We start from the raw sequence: 19,615 nt of genomic DNA on the forward strand, positions 1-19,615 counted from the left end.
AAGGGGGATCACCATGGGCAATGAGTTATTGGATGCTCTCTATATTTTAGAAAACGAAAAAGGAATTTCCAGGGAAGTTTTAATCGACGCGATTGAGGCTGCTCTTATATCGGCATATCGTCGTAACTTTAACCAAGCGCAAAATGTGCGTATCGATTTGAATCTTGGTAAAGGAACAATGCGTGTATTTGCCAGAAAAGACGTTGTAGATGAAGTATTCGATTCACGTCTGGAAATTTCTGTTGAAGAAGCAAGAGCGATTGATCCCAACTACCAGCTAGAGGATATTGTCGAAATGGAAGTAACGCCAAAAGATTTCGGCCGCATTGCTGCACAAACAGCGAAGCAAGTTGTTACTCAAAGAGTGCGTGAAGCAGAGCGCGGCATCATTTATGCTGAATTCATTGATCGCGAAGAGGATATCATGACAGGGATTGTTCAACGTCAGGATTCTCGATTTATCTATGTGAGTCTAGGTAAAATCGAAGCATTGCTTCCAGTCAATGAACAAATGCCAAATGAGCAGTATAAACCTCATGATCGTATTAAAGTTTTTATCACAAAAGTTGAAAAGACGTCCAAGGGGCCGCAAATTTTTGTATCCCGTTCACATCCTGGACTTTTAAAACGTTTATTCGAAATCGAAGTGCCTGAAATTTTTGATGGAACAGTAGAAATTAAGTCAGTTGCTCGTGAAGCAGGTGACCGTTCAAAAATCTCCGTGCACTCTGAAAACGAAGAAGTCGATCCGGTCGGTTCCTGCGTAGGCCAAAAAGGACAACGTGTCCAGGCCATCGTCAATGAATTAAAAGGTGAAAAAATCGATATCGTTAAATGGTCCGAAAATCCGGTTATCTTTGTTGCGAATGCTTTAAGCCCTTCAAAAGTACTTGAAGTTATCGTAAAAGAAGAAGAAAAGGCGACAACTGTAATCGTTCCGGACTATCAGCTTTCACTTGCAATTGGTAAGCGTGGACAAAATGCTCGCTTAGCTGCCAAACTTACTGGTTGGAAAATTGATATCAAGAGTGAAACAGAAGCCCGTGAAGCGGGTATTTACCCGGTTGAAGAACAGGAATTCCTTTTAAGCAGGGATAGCTATGTGAATGAAGAGGATATAGATTTCGAAGAGGATAACGAGTAAATTTAGAGGTGAAAAAAGATGAATAGCCGAAAAAAAATCCCGATGCGTAAATGTGTGGCTACAGGCGAAATGAAGCCGAAGAAAGAACTCATACGTATCGTTCGATCTAAAGAAGGGGAAGTCAGCCTTGATCCGACCGGAAAAAAATCGGGAAGGGGAGCTTATTTGACTCTTGATCGGGATGTTATCGAGCTGGCCAAAAAGAAAAATGTGCTGGCTAATCACCTTAGTACCCAAATCGATTCCTCCCTTTATGAACAATTGCTTGAATTAGTGAATAAGGAGAAATACTAACACCATGACCCAACAACAACAATGGATGTCTCTATTAGGTTTGGCCAATCGAGCACGCAAGCTAATTTCGGGTGAAGAATTAGTGGTTAAAGAGATTAGAAGCGGTAATGCCAAAGTTGTTATTTTATCCGCGGACGCTTCAAAAAACACTGAAAAAAAAATATCTGATAAGTGCGCATTTTATCAGGTTCCTTTAAAAAGAGTCGAAAGCAGGTCTATGCTCGGCAATGCGATTGGTAAGGAAGCTAGAGTTGCCGTCGCAGTTCTGGATGAAGGTTTTGCACAAAAACTCCGAACGCTGCTCGATTAAATTTTACGGGGGTGAACGTATGACAAAATTGCGTGTATATGAATATGCAAAACAAAAGAACGTTTCAAGCAAGGAAGTAATAACTAAACTTAAAGAAATGAATATAGAGGTAACAAACCATATGACAGCATTAGACGATTCAACTGTAAATAAATTAAACGATTCAATTAAGCCTAAAAGCGAAGATAAAAGCCCAGCTGCTGAACCAAAAGCTAACGCTACGGTAGCAAAATACGAAGCAGAAGCAGATGAGAAGAGTACGGTTAATAAAGAAAAGCTAAAGAAAAAACCGCCAGTTAAACCTGTAGGTACGAAAAAACCAGCAGGACAGGGACAGTTTAGTAGAGGTAGAAATAACCGAAATAAAAATAATAAACAAAGACAACAAGCACCGCAAGCTCCTGTTACTAAACGTAAAGAAAGAGAACTTCCAGAGAAAATTACGTTTTATGAGTCTTTGACTGTTATGGAACTTGGTAAAAAAATTCACCGTGAACCGTCTGAAATCATTAAAAAGCTTTTCATGCTTGGTGTGATGGCTACAATTAACCAAACATTAGATAAAGATGCTATTGAATTAATCTGTGCGGAATACGGTGTATTGGCTGAAGAAGAGATTCGTGTTGACCTAACTGACCTTGAGTCATTAGTGACTGAAGATGCTTCTGAAGATTTGATTGAACGCCCGGCTGTTGTAACGATCATGGGACACGTTGACCATGGTAAAACGACATTGCTTGATTCTATTCGTCATACGAAAGTAACAGAAGGCGAAGCAGGCGGAATCACTCAGCATATCGGTGCTTATCAAGTTAAAGTTAACGACAAAAAAATTACTTTCCTTGATACACCAGGACATGCTGCGTTTACAACAATGCGTGCTCGTGGAGCTCAGGTTACAGATATCACAATCCTAGTTGTAGCAGCGGATGATGGTGTTATGCCTCAAACGGTTGAAGCGATTAACCATGCTAAAGCAGCAGAAGTTCCAATTATCGTCGCTGTTAATAAAATGGATAAAGAAGCCGCTAATCCAGACCGCGTTATGCAAGAATTGACAGAGCACGGTTTAGTTTCTGAAGCATGGGGCGGGGATACAATTTTCGTACCTATTTCAGCTAAAAAAGGTGAAGGAATCGATAGCTTGTTGGAAATGATTCTACTAGTTAGTGAAGTAGAAGAATATAAAGCAAATCCAAGCCGGAAAGCAAACGGAACGGTTATCGAAGCACGTTTGGATAAAGGACGCGGATCTGTAGCAACGTTGCTTGTTCAAAACGGAACGTTGAAAGTCGGAGATCCAATCGTTATTGGTAATACATTCGGCCGTGTTCGTGCAATGCTTAATGACCTTGGCCGTCGTGTTAAGGATGCAGGTCCTTCCACACCGGTTGAAATCACTGGTTTAAATGAAGTTCCACAGGCAGGGGACCGTTTCATCGTCTTTGAAGATGAAAAAACAGCCCGTCAAGTTGGGGAAGTTCGTGCGCAAAGACAGCTTGCTTCACAACGTAATGAAAAATCTCGTGTAACGCTTGATACATTGTTCGAGCAAATGAAAGAAGGGGAAATTAAAGAATTGAACATCATCTTAAAAGCGGATGTTCAAGGTTCTGCTGAAGCAGTTGCCGCTTCCCTGAATAAAATAGAAGTAGAAGGCGCAAAAGTGAAAATTATTCACACTGGCGTCGGGGCTATTACAGAGTCTGACATTATCCTAGCTACTGCTTCTAATGCAATCGTCATCGGATTTAACGTCCGTCCTGATGTGAATGCGAAGCGTGCGGCTGAATCAGAAAATGTTGATGTCCGCCTTCACCGTATCATTTATAAAGCTATCGAAGAGATCGAGTCGGCTATGAAAGGGATGCTTGACCCTGAATTTGAAGAAAAAATTATCGGTCAGGCTGAAGTTCGTACGACTTTCAAAGTATCTAAAGTTGGTACGATCGCTGGTTCTTATGTTACAGAAGGAAAAATCACACGTGATAGCGGCATTCGCTTAATTCGTGAAGGTGTCGTCATTTACGAAGGTGAAATTGATGCATTGAAACGTTTTAAAGATGATGTAAAAGAAGTGGCAACGAACTATGAGTGCGGTATTACCATTAAAAATTACAATGACCTTAAAGAAGGCGACGTAATTGAAGCTTATGTAATGGAAGAGATAGAGCGTAAATGATCGTTGGCTCTGTCCAATGTGAGTGCATCATCTATGACACCCATTCTTTGAAAGAAAAACGAGCCGTTTTGCAGCGTGTTATGACACGGCTTAAACAGAAGTTCAATATATCGGTAGCAGAAACGGATTTTCAGGATCTATGGCAACGAACAAAGATTTCTATCGTAACCGTTTCATCTTCAAGGAAGGCTACTGAGAGAGAACTTCAAAATGCCCTTAAATTTCTAGATTCTTTTCCGGAAATAGAGCGAACAATAACAGATATAGACTGGCTTTAGGCTAGCGAGGTGATATTATGAGCCTTCGTGCAAATCGTGTTGGCGAACAAATGAAAAAAGAGCTGAGTGAAATTATCGGCCGGAAAATTAAAGATCCAAGAATCGGATTTGTAACAGTAACAGATGTTGACGTTACAGGCGATCTACAACAGGCAACTGTTTATATTTCCGTGTTGGGTGATCAGGAACAACGGGAAAAAACTCTTCAAGGCCTTGCAAAGGCAAAAGGATTTATGCGTTCAGAAATTGGGCAAAGAATCCGTCTTCGCAAAACCCCGGAACTGTTTTTTGAATTTGATGAATCGGTTGATTACGGAAATCGAATCGAATCGTTAATTTCACAAATTAATTCAGAGGAAAAACCGGCTGGAAAAGACGAATAATAAGCAAGCAGTAAAAGGAGGTCGACTCAATAAGTGCTTTGCACTTCTTGGAGTCGATCTCTTTTTTTTAAAATGACAGGAAAACGTAGCAAAAAGCAAAAGACACCTTTCGAATTTAAGTTCATATTGTTTGTGCAAGCTGACAGAGGTGCTTCCGCTTTTAGAAAATGAGGTGAAAGTGTGAACGGTATTCTACCATTATGGAAACCAAAGGGATTGACATCCCATGATTGTGTTTTTAAATTAAGGAAGATTTTAAAAACAAAAAAGGTTGGGCATACAGGCACTTTAGATCCAGATGTCACAGGGGTTTTACCGATTTGTATCGGTAGGGCAACAAAAGTCGCCGAATATTTGACAGAAGCAGGTAAAGCGTATGAAGGGGAAGTGACCCTCGGTTTTTCAACGACAACGGAAGATGCAAGCGGTGATAAGGTAGCTGAAAAAAGGATTACTCAAGTGATTCAGCGTGAACAAATTCTTGAAGTTTTAGAATCATTAACAGGAAAAATTGAACAGACTCCGCCGATGTTTTCAGCTGTTAAGGTAAACGGGAAAAAGTTATATGAATACGCTCGGGCCGGAATCGAAGTGGAGCGACCGACACGGGAGGTTACCATTTACGAAATCACCCTTCTCGATGAACGTTCTGAATTCAAAGGAGAAACCATTTCTTTCCGTTTTCGTGTTAAGTGCAGTAAAGGAACATATATTAGAACGCTTGCTGTCATGATAGGTGAAAAATTGGGATTTCCAGCACATATGTCAGACCTAACGCGGATTGAATCAGCTGGTTTTAAGCTTGAAGACTGTCTGACATTCGCTGAGGTGGAAGCATTCATGGAAACCGGACAAACAGATGAGTTTCTGCTGCCCTTAGAGCGAGGATTATTTCATTTGCCCAAAATTCAGATTAGTGATAAAGTAGCAAAGAAAGTACTTAACGGTGCGGTATTGGAACAGGCTAAGGATGTTGTTGTTGAGAAAGGTCAGCCTTTTGTAATGGTTGATCCATCTGATAAGGCTATTGCCATTTATCAAATACATCCGACAAAAGAGGGATTAATTAAACCTGTAAAAGTTTTGGCACAAGAATTATAGACCGTTTTGCCGTCGGAAAGAGGAGATTGAAAGGTGAAAGTGATCGCAATAGAGCATCCTCATCAATTTAATTCGGATGATTTTCCGGAGCTTGTAATGGCGCTTGGATTTTTTGATGGCATACATAAAGGGCATCAAATTGTTATTCAAACTGCCAAGCAAAAAGCCGATGAAATGAATCTTAAGTCAGCAGTCATGACATTTGACCCGCATCCTTCCGCAGTATTGGGGAGGAAAACGGAAAATATTCGCTATATTACACCACTCGAAGATAAAATAGATATCATAGAATCGATGGAGATAGATTATCTGTTTATCGTTCATTTCAGCAAGGAATTTGCTTCGGTGTTACCGGAACAGTTCGTTGACGAATATATTGTCGGGCTGAATGTTCGTCACGTTGTAGCCGGCTTTGACTATTCATATGGCCGCTACGGTCAAGGATCGATGGAAGATTTGCCTGTATACGCACAAGGAAGGTTTACGCAGACGGTTGTTGCGAAACAAACACTTGAAGATGAAAAGGTAAGTTCGACCAGAATCAGAGAAACACTTAGTAACGGTAACTTTTACGACTTTTATCATTTGGCAGGCCGCCGTTATTTAACGAAAGGGCATGTCGTTCATGGTGAAAAACGAGGCAGGAAGTTGGGTTTCCCCACTGCTAATATTGAAGTAAGTGACGATTATATATTCCCAGCTGCTGGGGTATATGCTGTCAAGATTAAAATAAACGGCCAATGGTATAATGGGGTTTGTAATGTCGGTTATAAACCTACGTTCCATGAAGAAAAGCCGAAGTATCCAACCGTAGAGGTTCATGCTTTGGAGTTCTCGGGTGATATTTATGGCAATCAAGTTTCGGTTGAATGGCATACTAGGTTGAGAAGTGAGCAGAAATTTTCTGGACTTGAAGCGTTAGTCGCACAGATTGAAACTGATAAGCAAAATGCGTTAGCTTATTTTTCAAAACTGAAAGTATAAACGGTTAGCAATAGACAATACTTGCAATTTTAATGAAAAACATGTATTCTATTGTATGTATGAAAATAACCATTGCTTGGCTAGTCGAGACTCCGACGCTGGCTCGGTAATAGGTGATTTTACAGAATTTTAGGAGGAATAATAACATGGCTATTACACAAGTACGCAAAAACGAACTTATCGCTGAGTTCAGAACTCACGATACTGACACTGGATCTCCAGAAGTTCAAATCGCAGTATTAACAGAAGAAATCAACAACTTGAACGGTCACTTACGCACACATAAAAAAGACCACCATTCACGTCGCGGTCTTCTTAAAATGGTAGGTAAACGTCGTAATCTTTTAACTTACCTACGTAACAAAGACGTTACTCGTTACCGTACACTAATTAACAAATTAGGTCTACGTAGATAATTTTTTCAGGAAGGCGGGAAATTTCCCGCTTTTTTGATGTTAATCAAATGATTTGGACGTGTTCTATTTTTAGGCTAAGCCTTCGTCCTTGGGACTCGGCAGGAGCCGGGTCTTTTTCTATTTATAAATGATTAGGATATACATAATTGAATGAATGAAAATTTTATTCATTTTACTGTTAATGCTTGTTTTTTTCGTGCATAATAGGAATAGTTTGGTTTTAACTTGAGTTCAGTTACTTTCACATATAATGATTTAATCCAATACAGGTTTAGGTAAACTAAGCCTCTAAGTGAAGATTCAGAGAGGGGTTTAATAAATGGGACAGGAAAAACATACGTATTCATTTGACTGGGCCGGCCGTAATGTAACGGTAGAGATTGGCCAATTGGCCAAACAAGCGAACGGAGCAGTTTTAGTCCGTTATGGAGAAACAGCTGTATTAAGTACAGCAACAGCTTCAAAGGAACCTAGAAATGTCGACTTCTTCCCTTTGACAGTCAACTACGAAGAAAGACTGTATGCAGTCGGTAAAATTCCAGGTGGCTTTATCAAACGTGAAGGCAGACCGAGTGAAAGAGCAATTTTAGCAAGCCGACTAATTGACCGTCCGATCCGTCCGCTATTTGCAGATGGCTTCCGGAACGATGTTCAAATTATCAGTATGGTTATGAGTGTTGATCAAGATTGTTCTTCTGAAATGGCAGCGATGCTTGGTTCATCCCTTGCACTTTCAGTTTCCGATATTCCGTTTGAAGGTCCAATTGCTGGAGTTGTAGTCGGAAGAATTAATAATGAATTCATTATTAACCCTACTGTTGACCAACTTGCAAAAAGCGACATTAACTTGACAGTTGCCGGTACGAAAGATGCTATCAACATGGTTGAAGCTGGGGCAAATGAAGTACCAGAAGAAACTATGCTTGAAGCAATTATGTTTGGTCATGACGAAATCAAGAAGGTTATTGCATTCCAAGAGAAAATTGTTGCTGAAATCGGCAAGGAAAAGCTACAAATCGCTCTATACCAAGTGGATGCAGAACTAGAAGCAGAAGTAAAAGGTCATTGTGAATCAGACCTTAACAAAGCTGTACAAGTTCAGGAAAAACATGCTCGTGAAGATGCTATTAAAGAAGTAAAAGATCGCGTGTTGGCTCATTATGAGGAAGAAACTGATGAAGCTAAACTAAAACAAATCAAAGAAATCCTAAATAAATTGGTTAAATCAGAAGTCCGTCGTTTAATTACGGAAGAAAAGGTACGTCCAGATGGCCGTAACCCGGATGAGATTAGACCATTATCATCTGAAGTAACTATTCTGCCTCGTACACACGGTTCTGGTTTGTTCACACGTGGACAAACTCAAGCACTTTCTATCTGTACATTAGGTGCCCTTGGCGATGTACAGATTTTGGACGGTCTTGGAACCGAAGAGTCGAAACGTTTCATGCATCATTATAACTTCCCTCATTTCAGTGTTGGTGAAACAGGCCCGATTCGTGGTGCAGGACGTCGTGAAATCGGACATGGTGCACTTGGTGAAAGAGCATTAGAACCGGTTATACCGAATGATAAAGACTTCCCTTATACAATTAGACTTGTGTCTGAAGTTCTTGAATCTAATGGCTCAACATCGCAAGCAAGTATCTGTGCAAGTACGCTAGCAATGATGGATGCTGGTGTTCCGTTGAAAGCTCCAGTTGCAGGTATTGCAATGGGTCTTGTTAAAACAGGTGAGCACTACACAATCTTAACAGATATTCAAGGCATGGAAGATCATCTAGGAGACATGGACTTTAAAGTTGCTGGAACGTCAAAAGGTGTTACAGCCCTTCAAATGGATATTAAAATTGAGGGTCTTTCAAGAGAAATTCTTGAAGAAGCATTACTTCAAGCTAAACATGGCCGGATGCACATTTTGGAATCAATGATGGCAACAATCAATCAACCGCGTGAGCAATTATCTAAATATGCTCCGAAAATCGTTACAATGTCTATTAATCCAGACAAAATCCGTGATGTCATTGGACCGAGCGGTAAACATATCAATAAAATCATTGAAGAAACTGGCGTGAAAATTGATATCGAACAAGATGGAACGGTATTCATTTCTTCTACAGATGAAGCAATGATTCAAAAAGCGAAGAAAATTATCGAAGATATCGTGCGTGAAGTCGTTGTAGGCGAACTATACTTAGGTAAAGTTAAACGTATTGAAAAATTCGGAGCGTTCGTTGAAATCTTCAATGGTAAAGATGGTTTGGTCCATATTTCTGAACTGGCTGAAGAAAGAGTCGGTAAAGTGGAAGATGTCGTTTCACTTGGCGATGAGCTATTAGTTAAAGTTACTGAGATTGATAAGCAAGGAAGGGTTAACCTTTCCCGTAAAGCGGTCCTTAAAGAACAAAAAGAGGCAGCTAATCCTTCTCAGTCATAATAGAAATGAAAATTCGGCATGCGGTTCCTAGTGAATCTGCATGCTTTTTTGTTTTAAAGGATTCATCGTTATATATGGAAATTCGCAATAAAAGTATGTAATGTTCTACCTTGTCCGTTTTCTTCATACATTTTTGTATGAAGGGGGCGTAAAAAATGAATAATAAATGGAAGCAGATAGTTGCGATAAGTGCCATTGCAGGTATATCATGGTTATTAGTGCAAAATCCATATACACATATTTATTTGACCCAATTAACAGATCATTCAGTTGCGTCAATGAAGCAGGAAGATGAGCTTCTTTTACAAATAAAAGAATCAACAAAAAAATATGAGATTGCACCACAGGATGCACGAATAGATTCGGTTTGGAAAACCGTTCCTGCATATAATGGCCTAAAGGTAAATATTGATGATTCGTATAAAGCTATGAAGAAGGAGGGCGGATTCGATAAGGATAAACTGGTATATCAACAAGTTCCAGCAAAGATTCATTTAAAGGATCTCGACCCGGCTCCGATTTACCGGGCCCATCCGGAAAAGCCAGTCGTATCATTTTTAATCAATGTGGCCTGGGGTAATGAATACTTACAGGATATGTTGGCTGTGTTAAAAAAACATAATGTCAAGGCAACATTTTTCCTTGAAGGTAATTGGACTAAGAAGAACCCAGAATTGGCGAAGATGATTAAGGGTGGGGGACACGAAATCGGAAACCACTCCTATTCACATCCGAATATGCAAAATATTTCCTCTCAGGCTACACGTGAGGAAATTCGTAAAACGAATGAAGTCATTGAAGCGGTGACAGGTGTGAAGATGAAATGGTTCGCCCCTCCAAGCGGAAGCTACCGAGATGAAACGGTAAAAATCGCGGATTCTCTCGGTTTAAAGACTGTTATGTGGAGTGTGGATACGATTGACTGGCAAAAACCAAGTCCTGAAGTACTTCAACAAAGGGTGCTTTCTAAGGTTCACCCGGGAGCATTTATTTTAATGCATCCTACAGAATCTACCGCGAAATCATTGGAAACGTTAATTATTAATATAGAAAAGAAAGACTTAGATGTTGTTACCGTTTCAGAAGCAGTAGATGAAGAGCGGTTGAATCCATAACGTTATGGTTACGATAGCAGCATAGAATGATTGGGAGGAATGTTAGTTGATTAAGAAATACACTTGTCAAAATGGAGTAAGAATTGTATTAGAAAATATTCCAACAGTACGTTCAGCAGCAATTGGAGTATGGATCAAAACAGGTTCACGAAATGAAACACCAGAATTGAATGGGGTATCCCATTTCCTTGAACATATGTTTTTCAAAGGAACAACTACGAGGAATGCACGTGAAATTGCCGAGTCTTTTGACAGTATTGGCGGACAAGTGAATGCATTTACTTCAAAAGAGTACACATGCTATTATGCAAAAGTTATGGATAACCATGCTAGCTATGCGCTTGAAATCCTTGCTGATATGTTCTTCAACTCCACTTTTGATGAGGAAGAATTGAAAAAAGAAAAAAATGTCGTCTACGAAGAGATTAAAATGTATGAAGATACACCTGATGATATTGTCCATGATCTCTTAAGCAAGGCGGTATACGAAAATCATCCCCTTGGCTATCCAATACTAGGTACAGAAAGTACACTTGAAACATTCAATAGTGAGACATTAAAGAAATATGTTCACGATATGTACACGCCTGATAAAGTCGTCGTATCCATTGCAGGAAATGTGGATGAAAAATTGATTCAAGAAGTCGAAAGCTACTTTGGCTCGTACCAAGGAGGGGAAGAGCGTCTTGAATTGGTGAAGCCGGCATTCCATGAAAATAGAATCACGCGTAAAAAAGAAACTGAGCAAGCCCATCTTTGCCTTGGTTTTAAAGGGTTAGAAATTGGTAATGACAAAACATACAGCTTGATTACCTTGAATAATATTCTTGGTGGAAGCATGAGTAGCCGTCTATTCCAGGACGTTAGGGAACAACGCGGTCTTGCATATTCTGTCTACTCTTACCATTCCAGCTACCAGGATACAGGTTTGGTGACAGTGTATGGAGGGACAGGCACAAGTCAGCTTGATAGTTTGTATGAAACCATTCAGGAAACACTGGATACACTTAAAAAAGACGGTATCACGGAAAAGGAATTGCGCAATAGTAAAGAGCAACTTAAAGGAAGCTTAATGCTAAGCCTTGAAAGCACGAACAGCCGCATGAGCCGTAACGGGAAAAATGAGCTTATGCTGGGTGAGCACCGTTCTCTTGATGATATCATTATCAAGATTGATGAAGTGACAGAGAATAGCGTCAATGAAATGGCAAACCAAATCTTCAAGGAACATTCCTTATCATTGGTGAGCCCGCTGGAAAATTGGGACAAATAAAAATTCACAAGCCTGAACTTCTGTTTATTATATAGAAGAGCAGGCTTTTTTTTAAAAAAGATTTTTGAAAATACAAGGACTCTTCGGTAAGTACAATTTTTAGATAAATGCCTTCTAAGTTCACCTTTTTCGGATATAGATTGAATAGAAGGTGAAAAAAGGGGGAGCTTGTATTGAGATTGAGTGAATTAAGTGGTAAAGAAATTGTTGATGTGAACAGAGCGGAGAGATTAGGAGTTCTTGGTCAGACGGATTTGGAAGTAGATGAAACTGGACAAATTACCACGTTGATTATTCCTTCAGTTAAATGGTTCGGGCTCTTAAGAAATGGCAGTGAAATTCGCGTCCCATGGGAGCATATTAAAAAAATAGGAACGGATATGCTCATCATCGATTTTCAGGAGGGACTTCCCATTAAAGATGGCGAGCATATGGACGGATAAACCAATTTATAGCATGGATGGTTACTATTGATACTATTCACCAATATAATAAACGCCTTAGCAGGCATTTGCTAAGGCGTTTTTGCTTTTCTTATCACCGTTTTTTAAGTAAAAACATAAGATGGCATGGTAACTAGAGAATGTAGCAAAAACCGAATTGCTTCTTGAGGAATATTTACCAAGAGGCGAGGGATGTTAGGATCTTTTATATAAAGAAGGTGACGGTTTTAATGCTCACAGGCATGCAAATCGCTGTAATTGGTGGAGATGCGCGTCAACTTGAAGTTGTCCGTAAACTGACAGAGCTTGATGCAAAGCTACTATTAGTAGGTTTTGAACAGCTCGACCATGCTTTTACAGGAGCGGTTAAGGAAAAAATGGAGGATATAAATTTTAATGAATTAGATTCGGTTATTTTACCAGTCCGAGGTACTGATACAAATGGTAAGGTGGAAACGATTTTTTCCAGTGAAGAAGTTGTTTTGAGCGAAGAAATGATAAAAAAGACCCCAGCCCATTGCATTTTTTATTCAGGGATTAGTAATGATTACCTTGATGGAATATTTAAGAAAGCGGACCGCAAACTCGTACTACTATTTGAACGTGATGATGTGGCTATTTACAATTCGATTCCTACTGTTGAAGGAGCAATCATGATGGCCATTCAGCATACGGATTTCACAATCCATGGCTCGAATGTATCTGTTCTCGGACTGGGTAGGGTTGGTATGAGTGTAGCTCGGTCATTCCAAGCCCTTGGAGCAAAGGTAAAGGTTGGAGCAAGAAAAAGCGAAGATATTGCGAGGATTTGTGAAATGGCGTTAACCCCCTTTCATTTAAATGATATTGCTGCAGAAATGAAAAATGTTGATATATGTATCAATACGATCCCTTTTCCGATTATTACGGCCAAAGTAATTGCAAACATGCCCGTCCATACATTAATTATCGACCTTGCTTCAAAACCGGGGGGGACGGATTTTCGTTATGCTGAAAAAAGGGGAATAAAGGCACTTTTGGCACCGAGTCTACCGGGGATAGTTGCCCCAAAAACAGCAGGTCAGATCTTAGCGAATGCACTTGGACTTTTGATTCAAGGTGAGTTCATGAAAAGGAAGGGGAAAAAAATATGAGTCTCCAAGGAAAACGGATTGGTTTCGGATTAACAGGGTCGCATTGCACATATGATGAAGTGTTTCCGGAAATAGAAAAGATTGTAAATGAAGGGGCGGAAGTAATACCAATCGTAACATCGACAGTTCAAAACACGGAAACCCGCTTCGGGAAGGGCGAGGATTGGGTTGAAAGAATCGAAAAATTGACGGGGAATCGTGTCGTTGATACAATCGTCAAAGCAGAGCCTTTAGGACCTAAATTACCTCTCGACTGTATGGTAATTGCTCCTTTGACAGGTAATTCAATGAGTAAAATGGCTAATGCACTTACCGATTCGCCTGTACTTATGGCTGCAAAAGCAACGATGAGAAATCACCGTCCTGTTGTGGTCGCCATATCAACAAATGATGCGCTTGGATTAAATGGTGTCAATTTAATGAGGCTAATGGCCGCAAAAGATATTTATTTTGTTCCTTACGGCCAGGATAACCCCATAGGCAAACCAAGTTCCATGGTTGCCAGGATGAGCATGATACGGGATACAATCATTGCAGCTATAGAGAGAGAACAAATTCAACCAGTTATTGTCGAAAGGTTTAAGGATGATTTAAACTGATCATGCGCTCTAAGTAAGCTCCCAGTTCCTAAAAACTGTGATATATGCATAACTTTGTAGCGGTAGATGCAGAATATTTTGTTAAAGTGCGACCCTTTGGAATGTTAATGTGATAAAATAAATGATATTCTGAACAAGAAGAAGTAAATCTAACAACCAACTAACTTTTAGAGATAGAAAAGGAGTATTGACAAATGACTGAGACACAGGGATTGCATATTGCAGTTGTGGGAGCAACTGGAGCTGTAGGACAACAAATGATTTCAACACTCGAACAACGGGACCTACCGATTAAGAAAATCATCTTTTTATCATCGGCTCGTTCCGCAGGAATCAAACTTTCATTTAAGGGCGAAGAAATCGAAGTGCAGGAAGCAAAACCTGAAAGCTTTGAAGGTGTCGATATCGCTTTATTCAGTGCTGGAGGAAGCGTGTCTAAGGAATTGGCACCAGAAGCAGTGAAACGCGGAGCAATAGTAGTAGACAATACGAGCGCATTCCGTATGGATGAAAATGTGCCGCTTGTCGTACCGGAAGTAAATGAAGAAGACTTAAAACAGCATAATGGGATCATTGCCAACCCGAATTGTTCAACTATCCAAATGGTTGTGGCTTTAGAACCTATCCGCCAGACTTATGGCTTATCAAAAGTTGTTGTTTCTACTTATCAGGCTGTTTCTGGTGCAGGAGTTGCAGCAATAAACGAATTAAAAGAACAAGCTCGCGACTTGCTTGATGAGAAAGAAATCAATCCGAAAATTTTACCGGTAAAAGGAGATGAAAAGCATTATCAAATTGCTTTTAATGTCATTCCCCAAATCGATAAATTCCAGGATAATGGATTCACTTTTGAAGAAATGAAAATGATTAATGAAACAAAGAAAATTATGCACATGGAAGAACTTCCTGTAGCCGCAACTTGTGTAAGGCTTCCTGTTGTAACAGGTCATTCAGAGTCTGTTTATATTGAAGTTGAAAAAGAAGGCATATCTGCTTCTCAAATCAAAGATTTGATGAAAACAGCACCTGGAATTGTATTAGAAGATGAGCCGGAACAACAAGTTTATCCAACACCTGCTTCATCTGTCGGAAAGAATGATGTATTCGTTGGACGGATTCGCAAAGATTTAGATGAAGATAAAGGCTTCCATTTATGGGTGGTTTCCGATAATCTATTAAAAGGAGCAGCTTGGAACTCTGTTCAAATCGCTGAAAGCCTTTTAAAATTAGGTTTGGTAACAGTTAAGTAAGAAATTATATATTCTTAAAGAACTGAACAATACATGATAGAGAGTTTTTGTCAGCTTCCCGAACCGGGAAGCTGGCTTATATTTGGGGTGTATGGATTATGAAAATTATCGTCCAGAAATACGGAGGAACATCTGTCCGTGATGAGGAAAGCCGTTCATTTGCCAGAGGGCATATTGAAAAGGCAATCAAAGAAGGCTACAAAGTGGTGGTTGTGGTTTCAGCTATGGGAAGAAAAGGCGATCCCTATGCAACAGATACCTTACTATCTCTAGTAAATGGAGCGAAAGCCAGCCTTTCAAAACGAGAACAGGATTTACTTTTGTCAGTAGGAGAAACGATATCTTCTGTCGTATTTACGAACATGCTGTTAGAACATGGTATTAATGCCGTGGCTTATACAGGGGCTCAGGCGGGATTTTTGACTAATTCCGACTATTCTAGTGCCAAAATAATGGAAATGAAATGTGACCGTCTCGTGAAAGAACTGGAATTGAAGGACGTTGTCGTTGTTGCAGGGTTCCAGGGTGCAGCTAAAAACGGCGACATTACGACTATTGGCCGTGGCGGAAGCGACACATCAGCTGCAGCATTAGGTGCGGCTTTACAAGCTGAAAGGGTCGATATTTTTACGGATGTGGAAGGAATAATGACTGCCGATCCACGTATTGCCGAGCAAGCTCGTCCATTATCGGTCGTTTCTTATACAGAAGTTTGTAACATGGCTTATCAAGGTGCCAAGGTCATTCATCCCCGTGCTGTTGAAATTGCCATGCAGGCAAAAGTTCCGATCAGGATCCGATCAACATACAGTGATGGATTAGGAACACTTGTCACAGGTGTAAATAAGGGGAGCCAGGGTAGTGACATACGGGAAAGACTAGTTACAGGAATAGCTCACGTTTCTAAAATAACCCAAATTAAAGTACGCGCGAAAAAAGACCAATATAATTTACAGGCGGAAGTTTTTAAAGCGATGGCCAATGCCTCCATTTCCGTTGACTTTATCAATATTTATCCAAATGGCGTTGTTTATACGGTTTCGGAGGAGATGACAGAACTTGCTCTTTCTATTTTGGCCGAGCTTGGTCATGAACCTGTAATTGAGCGGAATTGTGCTAAAGTTTCTGTAGTCGGTGCGGGCATCAACGGTGTGCCAGGCGTTGCAGCGAAGATTGTCACAGCGCTTTCTGAGAAAGAAATTGCTATTCTTCAATCTGCTGACAGCCATACGACTATTTGGGTTTTAGTAAAAGAAGAAGATTTAGTAGAAGCTGTTAATTCACTTCATTATGCATTTCATTTGCATGAAAGTGAAGCATAATAAGCATACAAGTTTTATTAATTAAAGAGGTGTTAAATGATGATATTTGGTAGAGTATCAACGGCAATGGTCACCCCTTTCGATAGCAAGGGAAATGTTGATTTTCAAAAAACGACTTCATTGGTCAATTACTTATTAACGAATGGAACGGATTCACTTGTGCTTTCGGGCACAACTGGGGAGTCTCCAACTTTATCTTCGGAGGAAAAAATCGCCTTATTGCGTCATGTTTCGAAGGTTGTAGAAAAACGGGTACCCGTCATCATGGGTACGGGAAGCAACAATACGTATGCTTCTATTGAGTTGACAAAAAAGGCAGAACAAAACGGTGCAGATGCGATCATGCTTGTGGCTCCGTATTATAATAAAACGAATCAAGAAGGTCTTTACCAACATTTTAAAGTAATTGCAGAAAGTACGACGCTACCTGTAATGGTATATAACATCCCAGGTCGTGCTTCTGTTAATATTGAACCGGAAACAATTATCCGTCTTTCGAAAATTCCCAATATCGTAGCAGTAAAAGAAGCGAGCGGGGATTTAAACGCGATGACTCAAATCATTGCTGAAACGGATGATGATTTTGCGTTATACAGCGGGGATGACGCATTAACGCTGCCAGTACTAGCGATTGGCGGAGCAGGAGTAGTTTCCGTTGCTTCCCATATTGCCGGTAATGAATTACAAAAAATAATAGAAGCTTTTATCGGCGGGAATACGGCCGAGGCGGCCAGGCTACATCAGGAGCTGTTACCACTTATTAAAAGCTTGTTTGCAGCGCCTAGCCCTGCCCCAGTTAAAACAGCTCTTCAGTTATTTGGAATTGACGTAGGTTCAGTCAGGCTGCCAATCGTGCCATTGACTGAACAAGAGCGCCTATCTTTAGCCTCCGTATTAAAAAAATAAATAGTTTCTAAACAAGCTGATCGATTTATGATTGGCTTGTTTTTACATAAAGATGTATTTGTTTGGAAAATAAAGATGATTTTCTTTCCAGTTATAGGATAAAAGTTTATACTTTTAATTATCTTTCGATTAGAAAAGGATAAAAGTCATGTGTTCACCCTTAGCAGAGGGAATGGATGCCTTCTACATAAATGCAGGACTATTTTTAAAATAGGAAATAAAGTAAAAAAATTCCTTAGAAAATGGTATGTGTTGTCATGTTTTTTGAACATCGGTTATAATGAAATCATTGGGAAATTATGAACGGCGATTTTTTAAGGAGGATATTCGATTGGGTAAAGATAAAAATAATGGAATAAAAGTTATTTCTCTTGGAGGACAAGGGGAACTTGGTAAAAATATGTACGTCATTGAGGTAAATGAAGACCTCTATCTTCTTGATGCAGGTTTAATGCTGCCAGAAGAAGAAATGTTGGGAATTGATGCGGTAATTCCTGACATTTCTTATTTGATGGATAATAAAGAACGGGTACAGGGGATTTTCATTACCCATGGTCATGAAGACCATATGGGTGCGCTTGCTTATGTATTAAAATATTTACCGGTACCTGTTTACGGTACAAAGCTTACACTTGCTTTAATCAAAACAAAATTAAAGGAAGACGGCTTTAATGGCAGGGCAACATTTACTGAGATCGATTCAGATTCTCTTTTAAGTTTCCCTCAAGCAGCCGTGTCCTTTTTCAGGACAAACCATAGTATTCCCGATTCTGTCGGAGTTGTAATCCATACGCGTGAAGGAGCCATCGTCTATACAGGGGATTTCAAATTTGATCAAGCTGCAACCGATCTTTATAAACCAGAAATCGGTAAAATGGCAAGTATTGGAGAAGAGGGTGTCCTTTGCTTGCTATCTGATAGCACAGGAGCGGAAAGACCGGGTTATACGCCATCTGAAGCAGTTGTGTCAAGGGATATTACAGAAGCCTTCCATGCAGCTTCTGGAAGAATTATTGTTGCTTGCTTTGCTTCAAATATTAATCGAATTCAGCATGTCTTCAATGCAGCGGCGGCTAGTCGAAGGAAAGTGGCGGTTGTGGGTAAAAGCTTGCAACGTGTTTATGAAACAGCCTTAAATCTTGGATACTTAAAGGTCGAGGAAGAGCTGATTATCCCGGTCAATGAAATTAACAAGTATGATGATCGTGAAATCGTTGTATTATCGACTGGGCATCAAGGAGAGCCTATTGCAGCGCTTCAAAAAATGGCGAAACAGACTCATAAGCAGGTAACGATTAAAAAGGGAGATACAGTCTTGATAAGTGCATCCCCCTTACAGGGCGGCGAACTTATTTTATCGAAAACCGTTGACTTACTTTACAGGGTAGGTGCAGAGGTAGTATCTGCTAGTAAATATAAAGTGCACGTAACGGGTCATGGCAGTCAAGAAGAACTGAAAATGATGATTAACTTGATGAATCCTAAATTCCTTATCCCAGTACATGGAGAATACCGTCATTTATATGCCCATCAAAAAGTAGGAATTGCTGCAGGGGTAAAACGGGAAAATATCGTGATTGCTGAAAAAGGTGATGTCATCGAACTAAAAGGTGACAAAATGGGCCTATCCGGCAAAGTCACTGCAGGAAATATCTTAATTGACGGGAGCGGTGTTGGAGATGTGGGTAATATCGTACTCCGTGATCGTCGCTTGTTATCACAGGATGGCATTTTAATCGTCGTTGTCACATTGAACCGTCAAGATAAAAGTATTGCAGCTGGCCCAGAAATCATTTCACGAGGTTTCGTATATGTACGTGAATCAGAAAAAATGATTGGGGAAGCTACTGAGATTGTAAGTGAAATCGTGAAGAAAAATGGATCGCGCCAACCTTTCGATTGGTCTACTCTGAAACAGGAAATGCGTGATGCCTTAAATCAATTCTTCTATGAAAAAACGAAACGCCGTCCAATGATTTTACCAATAATCATGGAGTATTAAGTAAAAAAAACCTGACAAATTATTGTCAGGTTTTTTTTTATCT

At 40.0% G+C, this 19,615-nt stretch carries 19 protein-coding genes; all 19 read left to right on the forward strand.

The annotated features are described in order from the left end of the window. Positions 1-13: 13 nt before the first annotated feature. The 19 genes from nusA to AKG34_RS06730 all read left to right on the forward strand — a co-directional run bounded on the left by nusA (position 14) and on the right by AKG34_RS06730 (position 19,572). Positions 14-1,144: a transcription termination factor NusA gene (gene nusA / locus AKG34_RS06640; protein WP_053345359.1), complete on the forward strand. Its 1,131-nt coding sequence runs from the start codon at positions 14-16 to the stop codon at positions 1,142-1,144. Between the two features lie 18 nt (positions 1,145-1,162). After that, positions 1,163-1,438, forward strand: a complete 276-nt coding sequence (gene rnpM / locus AKG34_RS06645) for an RNase P modulator RnpM (RefSeq protein ID WP_053345360.1) — start codon at positions 1,163-1,165, stop codon at positions 1,436-1,438. A 4-nt stretch (positions 1,439-1,442) separates the two neighbouring features. Continuing rightward, the gene (locus AKG34_RS06650) at positions 1,443-1,748 is read left to right on the forward strand and encodes a YlxQ family RNA-binding protein (protein ID WP_053345361.1); all 306 of its coding nucleotides are present in this window, start codon (positions 1,443-1,445) and stop codon (positions 1,746-1,748) included. 19 nt (positions 1,749-1,767) lie between these two features. After that, on the forward strand, positions 1,768-3,930 hold the full coding sequence (gene infB / locus AKG34_RS06655) for a translation initiation factor IF-2 (protein WP_053345362.1): 2,163 nt from the start codon (positions 1,768-1,770) through the stop codon (positions 3,928-3,930). Further along, complete coding sequence (locus AKG34_RS06660; protein ID WP_053345363.1) at positions 3,927-4,208, forward strand: DUF503 domain-containing protein; 282 nt, start codon at positions 3,927-3,929, stop codon at positions 4,206-4,208. The genes infB and AKG34_RS06660 overlap by 4 nt, the downstream gene beginning before the upstream one ends. Before the next feature lie 17 nt (positions 4,209-4,225). Then, entirely contained in the window at positions 4,226-4,591 is a 366-nt protein-coding gene (rbfA, locus tag AKG34_RS06665; protein WP_053345364.1) for a 30S ribosome-binding factor RbfA, read from the forward strand. Positions 4,592-4,771: 180 nt separating this feature from the next. Beyond that, complete coding sequence (gene truB / locus AKG34_RS06670) at positions 4,772-5,692, forward strand: tRNA pseudouridine(55) synthase TruB (RefSeq protein WP_053345365.1); 921 nt, start codon at positions 4,772-4,774, stop codon at positions 5,690-5,692. Positions 5,693-5,725: 33 nt separating this feature from the next. Next, positions 5,726-6,676, forward strand: a complete 951-nt coding sequence (gene ribF / locus AKG34_RS06675; protein WP_053345366.1) for a bifunctional riboflavin kinase/FAD synthetase — start codon at positions 5,726-5,728, stop codon at positions 6,674-6,676. Between the two features lie 146 nt (positions 6,677-6,822). Then, entirely contained in the window at positions 6,823-7,092 is a 270-nt protein-coding gene (rpsO, locus tag AKG34_RS06680) for a 30S ribosomal protein S15 (RefSeq protein ID WP_053345367.1), read from the forward strand. 319 nt (positions 7,093-7,411) lie between these two features. Continuing rightward, entirely contained in the window at positions 7,412-9,529 is a 2,118-nt protein-coding gene (gene pnp / locus AKG34_RS06685; protein ID WP_053345368.1) for a polyribonucleotide nucleotidyltransferase, read from the forward strand. A gap of 155 nt (positions 9,530-9,684) precedes the next feature. Beyond that, on the forward strand, positions 9,685-10,644 hold the full coding sequence (locus tag AKG34_RS06690) for a polysaccharide deacetylase family protein (protein ID WP_053345369.1): 960 nt from the start codon (positions 9,685-9,687) through the stop codon (positions 10,642-10,644). Between the two features lie 46 nt (positions 10,645-10,690). Continuing rightward, complete coding sequence (locus tag AKG34_RS06695; RefSeq protein WP_053345370.1) at positions 10,691-11,917, forward strand: M16 family metallopeptidase; 1,227 nt, start codon at positions 10,691-10,693, stop codon at positions 11,915-11,917. Positions 11,918-12,090: 173 nt separating this feature from the next. Next, a complete protein-coding gene (locus AKG34_RS06700; RefSeq protein WP_053345371.1) occupies positions 12,091-12,360 on the forward strand; it encodes a YlmC/YmxH family sporulation protein in 270 nt (89 codons plus the stop codon). Positions 12,361-12,590: 230 nt separating this feature from the next. Beyond that, on the forward strand, positions 12,591-13,493 hold the full coding sequence (dpaA, locus tag AKG34_RS06705) for a dipicolinic acid synthetase subunit A (RefSeq protein ID WP_053345372.1): 903 nt from the start codon (positions 12,591-12,593) through the stop codon (positions 13,491-13,493). Then, on the forward strand, positions 13,490-14,092 hold the full coding sequence (locus tag AKG34_RS06710; protein ID WP_053345373.1) for a dipicolinate synthase subunit B: 603 nt from the start codon (positions 13,490-13,492) through the stop codon (positions 14,090-14,092). The genes dpaA and AKG34_RS06710 overlap by 4 nt, the downstream gene beginning before the upstream one ends. 194 nt (positions 14,093-14,286) lie before the next feature. Next, positions 14,287-15,342, forward strand: coding sequence for an aspartate-semialdehyde dehydrogenase (gene asd, locus AKG34_RS06715; protein ID WP_053345374.1), 1,056 nt, complete (start codon positions 14,287-14,289; stop codon positions 15,340-15,342). Positions 15,343-15,440: 98 nt separating this feature from the next. Next, the gene (gene dapG / locus AKG34_RS06720) at positions 15,441-16,664 is read left to right on the forward strand and encodes an aspartate kinase (protein ID WP_053345375.1); all 1,224 of its coding nucleotides are present in this window, start codon (positions 15,441-15,443) and stop codon (positions 16,662-16,664) included. A gap of 36 nt (positions 16,665-16,700) precedes the next feature. Beyond that, entirely contained in the window at positions 16,701-17,570 is an 870-nt protein-coding gene (gene dapA, locus AKG34_RS06725) for a 4-hydroxy-tetrahydrodipicolinate synthase (RefSeq protein ID WP_053345376.1), read from the forward strand. A 280-nt stretch (positions 17,571-17,850) separates the two neighbouring features. Continuing rightward, a complete protein-coding gene (locus AKG34_RS06730; RefSeq protein WP_377442945.1) occupies positions 17,851-19,572 on the forward strand; it encodes a ribonuclease J in 1,722 nt (573 codons plus the stop codon). The last annotated feature ends 43 nt before the right edge of the window (positions 19,573-19,615 follow it).

The organism is Peribacillus butanolivorans (assembly GCF_001273755.1).
Classification (GTDB): Bacteria; Bacillota; Bacilli; order Bacillales; family DSM-1321; genus Peribacillus; species Peribacillus butanolivorans.

Excerpts from the sequence above, each read along its gene's own strand:
- nusA (WP_053345359.1), top strand. The coding sequence starts at position 14 with ATGGGCAATGAGTTATTGGATGCTCTCTATATTTTAGAAAACGAAAAA.
- rnpM (WP_053345360.1), top strand. The coding sequence starts at position 1,163 with ATGAATAGCCGAAAAAAAATCCCGATGCGTAAATGTGTGGCTACAGGC.
- AKG34_RS06650 (WP_053345361.1), top strand. The coding sequence starts at position 1,443 with ATGACCCAACAACAACAATGGATGTCTCTATTAGGTTTGGCCAATCGA.
- infB (WP_053345362.1), top strand. The coding sequence starts at position 1,768 with ATGACAAAATTGCGTGTATATGAATATGCAAAACAAAAGAACGTTTCA.
- AKG34_RS06660 (WP_053345363.1), top strand. The coding sequence starts at position 3,927 with ATGATCGTTGGCTCTGTCCAATGTGAGTGCATCATCTATGACACCCAT.
- rbfA (WP_053345364.1), top strand. The coding sequence starts at position 4,226 with ATGAGCCTTCGTGCAAATCGTGTTGGCGAACAAATGAAAAAAGAGCTG.
- rpsO (WP_053345367.1), top strand. The coding sequence starts at position 6,823 with ATGGCTATTACACAAGTACGCAAAAACGAACTTATCGCTGAGTTCAGA.
- pnp (WP_053345368.1), top strand. The coding sequence starts at position 7,412 with ATGGGACAGGAAAAACATACGTATTCATTTGACTGGGCCGGCCGTAAT.
- AKG34_RS06690 (WP_053345369.1), top strand. The coding sequence starts at position 9,685 with ATGAATAATAAATGGAAGCAGATAGTTGCGATAAGTGCCATTGCAGGT.
- dpaA (WP_053345372.1), top strand. The coding sequence starts at position 12,591 with ATGCTCACAGGCATGCAAATCGCTGTAATTGGTGGAGATGCGCGTCAA.
- AKG34_RS06710 (WP_053345373.1), top strand. The coding sequence starts at position 13,490 with ATGAGTCTCCAAGGAAAACGGATTGGTTTCGGATTAACAGGGTCGCAT.
- asd (WP_053345374.1), top strand. The coding sequence starts at position 14,287 with ATGACTGAGACACAGGGATTGCATATTGCAGTTGTGGGAGCAACTGGA.
- dapG (WP_053345375.1), top strand. The coding sequence starts at position 15,441 with ATGAAAATTATCGTCCAGAAATACGGAGGAACATCTGTCCGTGATGAG.
- dapA (WP_053345376.1), top strand. The coding sequence starts at position 16,701 with ATGATGATATTTGGTAGAGTATCAACGGCAATGGTCACCCCTTTCGAT.
- AKG34_RS06730 (WP_377442945.1), top strand. The coding sequence starts at position 17,851 with ATGAAATCATTGGGAAATTATGAACGGCGATTTTTTAAGGAGGATATT.